At 42.2% G+C, this 12,738-nt stretch carries 10 protein-coding genes and 1 pseudogene; 7 read left to right on the plus strand and 4 right to left on the minus strand.

Going from position 1 to position 12,738, the window contains the following annotated elements:
• The first annotated feature begins 10 nt into the window (after positions 1-10).
• Complete coding sequence (locus tag DXA05_RS17785; RefSeq protein WP_128859445.1) at positions 11-1,723, plus strand: GAF domain-containing hybrid sensor histidine kinase/response regulator; 1,713 nt, start codon at positions 11-13, stop codon at positions 1,721-1,723.
• A 177-nt stretch (positions 1,724-1,900) separates the two neighbouring features.
• Positions 1,901-2,969 (plus strand): annotated as a pseudogene (locus DXA05_RS17790) (choloylglycine hydrolase family protein).
• Positions 2,970-3,182: 213 nt separating this feature from the next.
• Here DXA05_RS17790 and DXA05_RS17795 read toward each other — a convergent pair.
• Positions 3,183-3,833, minus strand: coding sequence for an HU family DNA-binding protein (locus tag DXA05_RS17795; RefSeq protein ID WP_004306439.1), 651 nt, complete (start codon positions 3,831-3,833; stop codon positions 3,183-3,185).
• A 347-nt stretch (positions 3,834-4,180) separates the two neighbouring features.
• Here DXA05_RS17795 and DXA05_RS17800 point away from each other — a divergent pair, with 347 nt between their 5' ends.
• The 4 genes from DXA05_RS17800 to DXA05_RS17815 all read left to right on the plus strand — a co-directional run bounded on the left by DXA05_RS17800 (position 4,181) and on the right by DXA05_RS17815 (position 8,813).
• Positions 4,181-6,274, plus strand: coding sequence for a BT4734/BF3469 family protein (locus DXA05_RS17800; RefSeq protein ID WP_121960320.1), 2,094 nt, complete (start codon positions 4,181-4,183; stop codon positions 6,272-6,274).
• A 496-nt stretch (positions 6,275-6,770) separates the two neighbouring features.
• Positions 6,771-7,301: a methylated-DNA--[protein]-cysteine S-methyltransferase gene (locus tag DXA05_RS17805; RefSeq protein ID WP_015531337.1), complete on the plus strand. Its 531-nt coding sequence runs from the start codon at positions 6,771-6,773 to the stop codon at positions 7,299-7,301.
• Entirely contained in the window at positions 7,298-8,152 is an 855-nt protein-coding gene (locus DXA05_RS17810; protein WP_128859446.1) for a bifunctional helix-turn-helix domain-containing protein/methylated-DNA--[protein]-cysteine S-methyltransferase, read from the plus strand. The genes DXA05_RS17805 and DXA05_RS17810 overlap by 4 nt, the downstream gene beginning before the upstream one ends.
• Before the next feature lie 82 nt (positions 8,153-8,234).
• The gene (locus tag DXA05_RS17815; RefSeq protein ID WP_004306443.1) at positions 8,235-8,813 is read left to right on the plus strand and encodes a DJ-1/PfpI family protein; all 579 of its coding nucleotides are present in this window, start codon (positions 8,235-8,237) and stop codon (positions 8,811-8,813) included.
• A gap of 54 nt (positions 8,814-8,867) precedes the next feature.
• Here the strand turns inward: DXA05_RS17815 and DXA05_RS17820 are convergent, their stop codons facing one another.
• A complete protein-coding gene (locus DXA05_RS17820; RefSeq protein WP_074910975.1) occupies positions 8,868-9,233 on the minus strand; it encodes a DUF6463 family protein in 366 nt (121 codons plus the stop codon).
• A 334-nt stretch (positions 9,234-9,567) separates the two neighbouring features.
• Here DXA05_RS17820 and DXA05_RS17825 point away from each other — a divergent pair, with 334 nt between their 5' ends.
• Positions 9,568-10,080 carry a GNAT family N-acetyltransferase gene (locus DXA05_RS17825; RefSeq protein WP_074705883.1) on the plus strand — a complete coding sequence of 171 codons (513 nt, stop codon included), beginning with the start codon at positions 9,568-9,570 and terminating at the stop codon, positions 10,078-10,080.
• Between the two features lie 87 nt (positions 10,081-10,167).
• Here the strand turns inward: DXA05_RS17825 and DXA05_RS17830 are convergent, their stop codons facing one another.
• Both DXA05_RS17830 and DXA05_RS17835 read right to left on the minus strand, forming a co-directional pair.
• Positions 10,168-10,653, minus strand: coding sequence for a flavodoxin domain-containing protein (locus tag DXA05_RS17830; protein ID WP_008777387.1), 486 nt, complete (start codon positions 10,651-10,653; stop codon positions 10,168-10,170).
• Positions 10,654-10,896: 243 nt separating this feature from the next.
• Positions 10,897-12,735: a RagB/SusD family nutrient uptake outer membrane protein gene (locus tag DXA05_RS17835; protein WP_118196712.1), complete on the minus strand. Its 1,839-nt coding sequence runs from the start codon at positions 12,733-12,735 to the stop codon at positions 10,897-10,899.
• Between the last annotated feature and the right edge of the window lie 3 nt (positions 12,736-12,738).

Consider the following 12,738-nt stretch of genomic DNA (forward strand, 5'->3'; position numbering starts at 1 on the left):
TCTGTTAAACATGAAATCCACTGATTCTGAACCTCAAGAGGGCGGTATGGAACTGGAACAGTACCGTACCAGCCTCGAACAGATGGTTGAAGAGAAATCTAAAGACTTGATCGCTATTCAGGAAAATCTCGAAGCAACCAACCGGCGGCAGGCATTATTTATCAAGGTACTGCAAATTCTGCAATTGGAACCGGATATACCTACTGCTATGAATATGGCACTGGCCGAAATTGGCCGTTATACTGGTGTCAACCGTTTGGCGACATGGGAAAACCACCTCGACGGAGTTACGTATGGCTGCACCAACGAATGGTGCAACGACGGTATAGAACCCGCTATCGATTACCTGCGGAGTATGACCATTGAAGCGGGAAAACCCTGGTTCGACATGCTGGAAGAAAACCATATCATTTGCACGTCCGATATTTATTCGCTCGATCCCTTTATTACTCAAATGCTCGAAGTGCAAGGCGTAAAAGCCATCGCAGTTTTTCCCCTGTCACAATTGGGAGTACATTTCGGCTTTCTTTCGTTCAACTTTTGTTGGAACAAACAATGGGATGAAAAAGATGTGGAACTGATGAGCCAGATATCGCAAATCGTATCTACTGCTACCAAACGCTGGCAAGTTGAAACATCGTTGCAACAGTCACAGCGAACCATGCAAAAGGTATTGGATAATATCAATGCCAATATTTTTGTGAGTGATTACGATACGTTGAAAGTGATTTTTGCCAATAAGCCTTTCAGAAAAGAAGCCGGGGAAGTCCCGGCAAATGCGGAATGTTGGAGAATGTTGAATGCAGGATTGGAAAATGGGTGTAAACACTGCCCGAAGCCGAAGTTGCTTGATGCCAACCGTAAGTTTACAGGCGTTCATTTTTGGGAAGACTACAATCCGGTCACCGAACGTTGGTATACCATCCAGAGCATGGCAATAAAATGGCTCGACGGACGTTGGGCAATCATGGAACTGGCTACCGATATCACCACCCGCAAACAGGTGGAACTGGAACTGATTCAGGCCAAAGAAAAAGCGGAAGAATCGGATAGGCTCAAATCAGCATTCCTTGCCAATATGAGCCACGAGATACGTACTCCTCTTAACGCCATCGTCGGTTTTTCCAGTCTGCTTGCCGAAACCGATGAGGCGGAGCTGCGTCATGTATATATGTCTTTAGTGCAGGAGAACAATGAGCTGTTGCTCAACCTTATTTCCGACATTCTGGACATTTCCAAAATCGAAGCCGGTATGATAGATCTTGTTATGGGACGGGTGGATGTACCACAACTTTGCCGGGAAGTGATTGCTACCTTCTCACACAAAAAACGTGACACTGCGGTCGAACTGCGGTTTGATGAAAATTCACCGCAGATTGTGATTGATGCTGATAAAAACCGAATCATGCAAGTACTCTCTAATTTTCTGACTAATGCCTTGAAGTTTACGACTAAAGGCTCAATCACACTTTCCTATTCATTGGAAGATGAGAGTCAGGTGCGTTTTTGTGTAACGGATACGGGCAAAGGGATTCCCGATGAACAAAAACATGAAATATTTAATCGTTTTGTAAAATTAGACTCATTTGTACAAGGTGCCGGATTGGGATTATCCATCTGTCAAAGCCTGGTCAATAGGATGGGCGGAAAGATTGGAGTCGAATCCCGTGAGGGGGAAGGGTCGTGCTTCTGGTTCACTCATCCGTATGTTCCCGGTGCTTAACCAAAAAAAAGAGATTGCATATTGAAGCAAACTACGTATATTGTTCCGCAAAGTACGGGACGAACAAAAAACAATAGTTTTCTTGAGAGAGGTGTCTGCAAACTAAAATAACCCATATTTTGTTGTCTTTATACAGTATTGAGTTTTTAGCAAATAAATATATAAATAATGATGAAGATGACAAAGAACTTATTGCTAGGGATTGCTGCCGTATGTGGCAGCACTTTTCAGGCTGTAGCTTGTACGGGAATCTCGCTGACATCCCGTGACGGCAGTTATGTGCAGGCCCGTACGATTGAATGGGCGCGCGGTGTGTTGCAAAGCGAGTATGTGATTATTCCACGTGGCCAACAGCTCACGTCATTCACTCCTACAGGTGTCAATGGACTAACGTTTACGGCAAAATATGGAGTGGTTGGTCTGGCTGTTGTACAAAAAGAATTTATTGCCGAAGGAATCAATGAGGCCGGACTTTCGGCCGGACTATTTTTCTTTCCTCATTATGGGGGATATAAAACGTATGATGCTGCACAGAACCAGCGGACACTGGCAGACCTCAAGTGACGGAGTGGCTGTTGTCGCAGTTTTCCACTATCGACGAGGTGAAGGCAGCCCTTTCTTCTGTACGTGTTGTAGGATTGGAAAAGACAGCGGTAGTACATTGGCGTATCGGTGAACCGTCGGGGCGTCAGGTTGTGTTGGAAATTGTAGGTGGTGTGCCGCATTTTTATGAGAATGAAGTAGGAGTATTGACGAATGCCCCCGGTTTTGAATGGCAACTTACAAATTTGAACAATTACGTCAATCTTCATCCGGGTGACGCTTCCGTGCAAAAATTGAGCGGTATTACGTTGCAACCTACTGGTGGCAACTCCGGTTTTCTCGGCATTCCGGGTGATGCCACGCCTCCTTCGCGGTTTGTGCGTGCGGCCTTTTACCGGGGGACAGCTCCGCAACGTGCCACAGGCTTTGATACCGTGCAGCAATGTTTCCACTTGCTTAATAATTTTGATATTCCTATTGGTATAGAACATTCACAGGGTGATATTCCGGATATTCCCAGTGCTACGCAATGGACCTCAGCTATCGACCTCACGAACCGGAAGGTTATTATAAAACAGCTTATAACAATTCGATACGTTGCATTGACTTAAAAGCTATTGATTTCTCAAAGGTAAAATATCAATCACAACCGTTGGATAAGATACAGGAGCAGCCGGTTGAAATGGTTAAGATTCCCCGGTAAAATATGGAACGGTATGGAGGTGCTCTTGTATAATAGTTGCTCGCATTAAGAATGCTCTCAAATAAATGTTGGTGACGTTTTACCCTCACACCCTCACCCTTTGTGCTCAATCCATTTATTCATCGGGGTTACAGGCGTGAGGGTAAAGGTGAGAGTAGGTGAGGGTAACTTTTTACTCTCACTCTGTCTCGTCCTGATTTGAGTTGACCAATCTTATTCCGTTTTTACACTAACTTCTTTATTATTACCATAATATCCACTTCCCGGCACATAAATCGGCTGCATGGCTCCACCCATATTTTTCAATTTACCCTCGTCGCGCAGACGTCGGATATGTCGCATGGCTGTACTTCTTGCCATTCCGCAAAGATATTGGAAGTCGTGTCTCCGCATAAATGGATGAGTACGGAAGTACTTAGTCAGTTGCAGGTCAATTTCCTCGTTCGTCAGTTGGGTGAAATCCAGTCCACCTTTGAGGTTTTTCACTTTAAGAACGCCGAATTCGTTTTTCAATGTCTGGTCGGCACGAAACTGAATGGCCTTTAGCTTCACTTTGGTCACTTTCCGTTTTGTGTCTACCGTTACAGGTTCCGTGGTCGTCAGGCAGGGATGGAAATAACCGATGCCGTCCAGATGAACTTGGCGTCCTTCCGCCAATTCCTGTCCCATGATGTGTGAAAGCGCATCAAGTACGGCTGTGACGTCTGTTTCTGTCAGTGAACAACGTTCTTGAATACGTCGGCGCAGTACGTCGGTCCCTGTGGAACCGTTGTATTTGATGCGCGGATGCAGGGTGTTTCCGTTTTCTCCCTGCTGTTTGTTTGAAGGCTTCGGGTCTTCATACCAATCGAATAATATTGCCATAGCTCTATATTTGTTTTAAATGAACTCTTCTTGTTATGTATTCTCTTAGATAGTAATACATTAATGCTTAATGTTTCTTTTGTTAAACTCTAATGATTTGCAAGGGCTCACCCATGTGAACAAGGCTGTTTACGTCTGTAGACGTTTTTATTTACAATTGATAGCCTGTTTGTTCACACGGGTGAGCCCTTGACAACTACTAAGCAAAGATACATAAATAATAAGGCAAATGCAAATAATATGCAGGTATTTATCGGATAAAATGCTTGTTTACCGGAGGATAAAAGCGTATCTTTACAGGAATTAAATATGTAGATGTGATTGTAGAAAAAATAGACAAAAATAGGATGAAAGTTACTTTAATCAGACAAGACAACGGGAGCGGAAAAGAAACTCTTAGCATTTGTGAGACAGGCACACTATTCGACAAAATGAAGACGGAAACTAAAGCGGGACATATCACGGCTTTGCGGGAGATTATACCGTTGCTGGAAGGTACGTATGCCCGATACGAACATATTGATAAATTGCCATACATTTATTCTGCTGTGGAATATACCCGTACCAAAGAGGGCGAACGGAAAATGAAGCAGTACAACGGTTTGGTACAGTTGGAAGTGAGCCGGTTGGCCGGTGGCTCGGAAGCGGAGTTTGTGAAACGGCAAGCGGCACTTCTGCCACAGACTTTTGCCGCTTTTTGTGGCTCCAGCGGGCGTAGCGTGAAAATATGGGTGCGTTTCGCTTTGCCGGATGACGGAGGGTTGCCGGTCAAGGAAGCGGAGGCGGAATTATTTCATGTTCATGCTTATTGGCTGGCTGTGAAATGTTATCAGCCGATGTTGCCTTTCGATATTGACTTGAAAGAACCGGTTTTGGCACAGAGATGCCGTATGACGCTGGACGAATCTCCTTATTATAATCCGGATGCGGTGCCGTTCTGCCTGGAACAACCGCTTACGATGCTGGGAGAAGAGACTTTCCGCCAGCGGAAACAGGGAGAGAAAAATCCGTTATTACGGTTGCAGCCGGGATATGAGTCGGCGCAAACATTCACGAAGATTTATGAAGCGGCCTTGAACAGGGCACTTCAGGAAATGGAGGATTGGAAACGTGGGGACGACTTGCAGCCTTTATTGGTTCGCCTTGCCGAGCATTGTTTCAAAGCGGGGCTTCCCGAAGAGGAAGCGATACGGCAGACGATGATTCATTATTATCGCGAAGAAGAAGAGCAGGTGATCCGTTCGATATTGCATAATCTTTATCAGGAATGTAAGGGATTCGGCAAGAAAAGCAGTATCAGTAAAGAGCAGGAGACGGCTTTTCTGTTGGAAGAGTTTATGAAACGTCGGTATGAATTCCGTTACAATACGGTGCAGGACGATTTGGAATATCGGCAGCGCGATTCTGTTCACTTTTGCTTTAAGCCGGTGGATAAACGGGTGCGCAACAGTATTGCGATCAATGCTTTGAAGGAAGGCATCAGTGCGTGGGACCGTGATGTGGATCGTTTTCTGAATTCGGAATGTGTTCCTTTGTATAATCCTGTGGAGGAATATCTTTATGAGACAGGTCGCTGGGACGGGAAGGATCGTATCCGTGCATTGGCTGGTCTGGTGCCTTGTGATAATCCGCATTGGCAGGAATTATTTTACCGCTGGTTTCTTAGTATGGTGGCGCATTGGAGGGGAGTTGATCGGCAACATGGTAATAATACTTCGCCTTTATTGGTCGGTTCGCAGGGGTATCGCAAGTCTACATTTTGTCGCATTATTTTGCCGCCGGAGTTGCGTTTCGGTTATACGGACAGTATTGATTTCAAAAGTAAACAGGAGGCGGAACGCTATTTGGGACGTTTTTTTCTGATCAATATTGATGAGTTCGATCAGATTAATGTCAGTCAGCAGGGGTTCTTGAAGCATTTGTTGCAGAAGCCTGTGGCGAATCTGCGCAAACCATACGGTAATACGATTCGGGAAATGAGGCGTTATGCTTCTTTTATCGGTACCAGCAATCAGAAAGATTTGCTTACCGATCCTAGCGGTAGCCGCCGTTTTATTTGCATCGAGGTGACGGCTCCTATTAATACGAATGTTACGATTAATTACAAGCAGCTTTATGCTCAAGCGATGGAGGCTATTTATAAAGGTGAACGTTATTGGCTGAATGATGAGGATGAAAACATATTAAAACAGACTAACCGTGAGTTTGAACAGGCGAGTCCGCTGGAACAGCTGTTCCACTGCTATCTTAATCCCGTAGAAGAGGAAATGGAAGGCGAATGGCTGACTGCCATGCAGATTTTGAGTTATTTACAGACGAAAACACGGGATAAACTGGCTATTAATAAGGTAGGACAGTTTGGGCGTGCACTTCAAAAACTGAATATTCCTTGTCGTAAGTCTCGTAAAGGGACGCTTTATCATTTGATGAAAGTGGAGTAATTGATAAAGGTGGTGTGAAAGGGGGCTTTGTCAACCAAAATCAGGACGAGACAGGGTGAGGGTAACTTTTTACCCTCACCTACCTCACTCTTACCCTCATTACTGAAAGGACGATGAATAGGGGAATGCAGGGAAAGTGTGAGGGTGTGAGAGTAAATCATGTATAAAAAATAATTGGAGATTGAATTGAGGGATAGGTTTTCCCACTTTCTGCTTTATATCACTTTGTACGAGTATGAAGGCCAATGCTGTTCCTAAGAATTGTGTGGCGATCGGCAGTCCTTGCCGGGTAATAAAGTATATTGAGAACGATTGATTGTATGGAGGAGTGGGAGGGGAGATTGTCTTTTCTATGTAAGAATAGCAATTTTCGGGTCGTTTATCAGTGATGCGTGTAGTAATTTTGCGGCATTGGAAATAAGAGTGCGAGTATAAAAACGAAAATATTATTAGCTGTTATTTCAACTGTAAATATAATAAACGTATCTTTGGAAGTATGGAAGATAAAACGAATGTGATTAAGATACAGCGTTATCATTCTCCTTGTGGTGATTTGATGCTTGGCTCGCTGGAGGATAAGCTTTGTCTTTGTGACTGGGCGGCTGAAAGTCATAGGGATATCGTAGACAGGAGATTGCGGAAAGTGCTGAAAGCTGGTTATGAGGAAAGTACGTCAGATGTGATACAGGAGGCGATGAGCCAGTTAGATGAATATTTCAATGGCGAGCGGACTGTGTTTGAGGTGCCTTTGCTTTTTGTTGGTACGGAGTTTCAGAAGAGTGTATGGTATAAGTTGTTGGAGATTCCATACGGTTCGACTGTGTCATACGGTGAGCTGGCAAAACAACTCGATTTGCCGAAAGCTGTCCGTGCTGTTGCTGCCGCTAATGGGGCGAACGCTATTTCTATTTTTGCTCCGTGCCATCGTGTCATCGGTAGTAACCGCACGCTTGTTGGGTATGGAGGCGGATTGCCTGCCAAAAAGCGGTTGCTGGATTTGGAATTAAATGGCAAACCTCTGTTATGAATGAGCAAAAAACGCTTGACTATGCACGTATTGCGCAGGCAATCGGGTATATAAGGGAGAATTTTAAAAGGCAACCTGGATTGGATGAGATTGCCGGGGAGGTGGCGTTGAGTACAGCGCATTTCCAACGTATGTTTACTGAGTGGGCGGGAATTAGCCCTAAGAAGTTCTTGCAATATACTAGTATTGAATATGCCAAGAGAATCTTGAATGAAACTCATGCGTCTTTATTCGATGCGGCACAGGAAACAGGGCTTTCCGGTACGGGCAGATTGTATGACTTGTTTGTAAATATAGAAGGGATGACGCCGGGCGAATATAAAAACGGAGGTGAAAGTCTTTCTATCAATTACAGTTTTGCCAAAAGTCCTTTCGGTGAAATCTTCATTGCGTCTACCGATAAAGGTATTTGTTGTATGGAGTTTGCAGACGAACATGACGCGGCTTTTAACTCTTTACGGAAGAAGTTTCCTAATGCAAAGTTTACCTCGATTGTGGATGAAGTGCAGCAAAATGCTTTATTTATCTTCACGCAGGACTGGAGTAAACTCAAAGAAATAAAATTGCATCTGAAAGGTACCGACTTTCAACTAAAGGTATGGGAAACCTTACTGAAAATTCCTGTCGGTGGATTGACTACTTACGGAGATATAGCCGCAGGAATCAATAATCCGAGAGCTTGTCGGGCTGTTGGAACGGCTGTTGGTGAGAATCCCGTAGCTTTCCTTATTCCGTGTCATCGGGTCATTCGTGCTTCCGGTGAGTTGGGAAATTACCATTGGGGAGAGATTCGCAAGACTGCAATGATTGGTTGGGAGGCTGCAAAAGGTGAGGTAAAGAGGGGATTATAGGAAAGAATGAAGGTGATTTTAGTTCACATTCTTTTTAGTGCAATGCTGTTTCTTATATTATTAATATATAACTAATTTGATTATGAAATTATTGGTATTCCTTGCTAAAGGGTTTGAAACGATTGAGTTTAGTGCTTTTATAGATGTTATGGGATGGGCAAAGACGGATTTTGATTGTAAAATAGATGTTGTGACCTGTGGCTTGAATCAAAAAGTGATTAGTTCTTTCAATGTTCCTGTTTTGGTGGATAAAGTTATGGATGAAGTGTCTGCAGATGAATATGACGCGCTTGCGATACCCGGCGGATTTGAAGAATTCGGATTCTATGAGGAGGCATATAATGAACAACTTCTGGAATTGATACGACTGTTTGACTCGCAAAAGAAATGGATCGCAACAGTCTGCGTGGGAGCTTTGCCTGTTGGGAAAAGTGGAGTGTTGAACGGTCGGAAAGCAACAACTTATCATCTTAGGGGTGCTCATAAACAGAAAGTGCTTCAGGGATTTGGAGCAACTATCGTAAATTCTCCCATCGTGGTGGATGATAATATCATAACTTCTTATTGTCCTCAAACATCATACGGGGTTGCATTGCTTTTATTAGAGAAGTTGACCTCTCATAAAGAAATGGTTTTAGTGAAAGATGCTATGGGATTTTAATAAGTTGCATTTAAGCACTGCACTCGGTTTTGAGTTCGCTATGGATGATGCTTCTCACTGCTTTTTCATGTTTGAATAAATAATAATAAGTGCTTGCGGTAAGAAAAGCCAGAAACCGGATATTGGTTCGACTATGCAACCGATTATGGTGAACAGTAGAATGAAGTAACCTAAAAATAAAGGTGCCGGTTTTTGTTCTTTTCTGATATAGTATTGAAGTGTCTCTCCCCAAAGAATAAGTATTATTCCGCAGATTAGGAACCAGAAAGCAAAGCCCAGGTTATGATTTTCTCCAATAGAGTCTATTAATCCATTGTTAAGCATTTCCGTAAAAGCTTCTTTTCCAAGAAATAGCGCATAAATGGTATGAATGATTCCTGTTGCTGTTAAAAGTGTTCCACTATATTTCCAAAGTTTCATGTTCTTGCCTTTTTAGTATTTTATTGGGATGTACACTTCTACAGAATTTGAAATTTAATCCGTTTTAACATATCATCCGGTTCTTAATAAGTTGCTCGATAACGCAAATATAAGTAATCATGTACGATTCCCAACGTATGATTTCGACATTTGTGTTTGTTTTAGATTCTTTATACTTGCTCATTCGTTTTCTTGTTGTGATATCTGTGGACATGAGTTGCTTTATAAATATCCTTTAGTTCTTCTTTATTGTATTGAAAATTATATCTTTGTATTTCAGATAGTTGGATTTATGGAGTTTATAAAAGAGGCTGGCGTTTCACCACAAAAAAGTATGGATATTAAGAATGATAAGATCACAATAAAGCCTTTGCGTGATAAAGATGTAGGCATTTTCAGTAAATGGTTGGCTAAAGAATATATTTATAAATGGTTCTGCCCTGACGGAGAAGAACATAAAATGGCTTGGTTGGATGAGGTAAATAATAGAAATACCCAATATCATTATATGAAACATTTCATTGTTTATTATAATGATAAAGCCATTGGCTTTTGTTTATACTTGGATTGTTATTTTGAAAAAGAATATATACCGGAACATTACGGAAAAACTGTCGATGAGAAAGAGACAGTCTTTGAAATAGGTTATCTCATAGGCGAAGAGGAATATTTGGGTAAGGGCATCGGGAAGATTATTGTAAAGAAGCTGATCGGGGAAATTGCCGAAATAGGAGGGAAAGAGATATTGGCTGACCCTGATGAGGCTAATGTTTTATCCATAAGAACATTGTTAAGTAATGGATTCGTAAAAGTAAAAGATTGCGATTATAGGTATTGTCTTAAATAGATAAGAAATCTTTTGAAAGAAGTTTTCTTATACGGCCATTCTATTTATTATTTGAATACAAAGTTGCTCAATAGATAACTCAAGAAGTTACCATAAATGATTATCTTTTATCTGACTTGTAAACTCATTTATGGCATCATATCTCAGCTTCGAAACAGAAGAGTTTACTTTCGCTATTTTCTTCGTTAAAAACCTTTCGATGAAATTCATTTTGTCAAACTGAAACTCACCACCTAAAATGGCTTTGGGAATCGATAATCTCTGTAAGAACTCCGGGAAAGCCTTGTTCATTTCTTCCGCTTCTTGTTCTTCGTTCATACAACAGATGAACAACCCTATTACTTTTTGCTCTAATAACGGTTGGTTATTTTGACAGAATTGAGTAACTTTTCGGTTTGGAGAGCCCGCATAAATAGCTGTTCCAAGAATTATTCGATCGTAAGTTCGGATATCAGGTCTCGGACACTCCTTTAATGAGATGTAGTCAACTTTATTAGTCAACTTTTCTCCGATAAGGTGTGTTACTCGCTCGGTAGTTCCATGTTTTGAATAATATATGATAGCTGTTTTCATTTTCAACAGGCATAAGCGGTTTAAAATAGCCGTTAATAAGTGGCATGGTTATCCTCTGTAAAGGTAGAGACTTTATTCTGACTAGCAAACAGTTTTCGATATAATTAATCTATACCTTGTTTTTCTCATATTTGAAAAGTATGTTCCCCATCTCAAAACGAGACAGGGAGCATTCCTTAATTTATAATAATGTACAGGTGCCAAGATTGATTCCATAATACCTGTACATATTGAAATTCCTACTTAATATCCCGGATTTTGATACTCGCTGCCATTGGTGATTGTTGCAGTAAATGTAGTTGAAATGGGACGTAATGCATAATTCGGGTGAAAGAATTGTGCTAAGTCCGGATGAGTATTCTCCAGATACTCCGAGTTCTTAAACATTCCTGTCCGTTTCAAGTCGTAGAAGCGGCAATATTCTCCGCAAAGTTCACGGCCTCTTTCATCTAAGATATCACGCACCGTAATACTCCCTGTAAGCGGATTTGCTCCGGCACGTTCACGAACCTTGTTGATATAACCGGCTGCATTTGCACCACCATTCAGGTAAATATCAGCTTCTGCCGCAATCAAATAAACTTCTGCCATACGCATGATAAATGTTGCATTCAGATTACCGTTTCTCTGTTTGGAAGCATTGGCTACATAATAATTACTGCTGTTATGCTTATTCAGTGACGGATAATAGTAGCGGAACTGGTTCTCGTTTGTGCCGTCATCCTTGTAATTGCCTGTGATGTTTGTATAAGCATAATTCATGTTCACGTTATTATTGTCATTACTATATACATGGTGATAATCAATCAGCAAGTAATCAGAAATATGTTCTTTTTGCTTTTCTGTAGCATAATCAATGTCCTGGGGCATGATAAACTTAATGGCTAAGTCACCTTTATTCAGAGCTTTGCCAATGACGGTTTCTTCTTTGTCATACATATGTACGGCACTCTCATCCCACGTGTAATTCTTGTTCGCGTTCCATTCAGTAGTGAACGATTCATGAAATCTGGGGTCCAATGTTCCGTCTTTCTGTACATACAAACTCAACAAATGCTGTGTGGGCATAAAGATACCGGTAATTGAGCCTTCCCAAGTAAGGCGTGTCTCCTGATTATCTTCACGAGCACCAAACTTATTGATATTGCATAAGAAATACTCATCGTTGCGATTTAGCTTGTAATTTCCGTTGCTTGATCCGTGACCGTCTGCTCCTGCATACCAGCGATGTTTCCAGAGAGCTTCTTTGTTTTCCCAGTTATTGCTCTCTTTGAATACTTCGCTATAAGATGGGTACATATACGTATTGTATTTCCCACCGCCAGTTTCGCAATCGGTAATCAATTTTTTGGCTGTATCCAGAGCTTCCTGCAAATATTCGGTGCTTCCATATTCGTACGTCTGTAAGCAGGCTTTAGCCAGAAAACCGAGAGCGGCTTTCTTCGTCGGGGTGGTAGTAGTTGCATGCGTACCTGTTGGCAACCATTCGGATGCGAATCTTAAATCGGGCAGGATTACTTCCTGATAGATAGTCATCGGATCGGTACGGGTGGGGGAGTAAGTCAGTGTTTCCGCTGTTATCGGTTCTGTGAGCATTGTCACTGCTCCGAATTGTTCCACTGCATTGAAATAATAGACAGCTCTAAGAAAACGGGCTTCCGCAATCTTGGCATTCCGCTCCTCTTCCGTGGTGTAAGGAGGTTTGTCTCCTAATGCGATAGCTTCGTTACAGGCTCCCACACCGTCGTACGTCCCGTTCCACCAATTATTGGTGTAAGTCGTATTGGGTGATGTTCCTGCGAAAAACCAGAACCACTGTGTGTAACTTGTTGATTCGTTGGCTTTATACGTCCAAAGATCGGTGTCGCCTTCAGTCAGTGACATCCAGTCCGCAGAACCGTAGTAAAACCTTTCCATAGCAAAATAACACTGGTTAATCAGGGTTTCATATCCATCGATGGAAGTAGCCAAAGCCTCTTTGGTAAATGCGCCCGGGTTGTATTCCTCCAAGGTGCAGGAATGTAGAGATAAGGCCGAGAACAGCACACTGCAAAATATGAATTTTATATATATCCTTTTCATGAT

Origin of the sequence: Bacteroides sp. AM54-2NS, from assembly GCF_003602935.1 — a bacterium.
In the GTDB taxonomy this organism is placed as follows: Bacteria; Bacteroidota; Bacteroidia; order Bacteroidales; family Bacteroidaceae; genus Bacteroides; species Bacteroides xylanisolvens.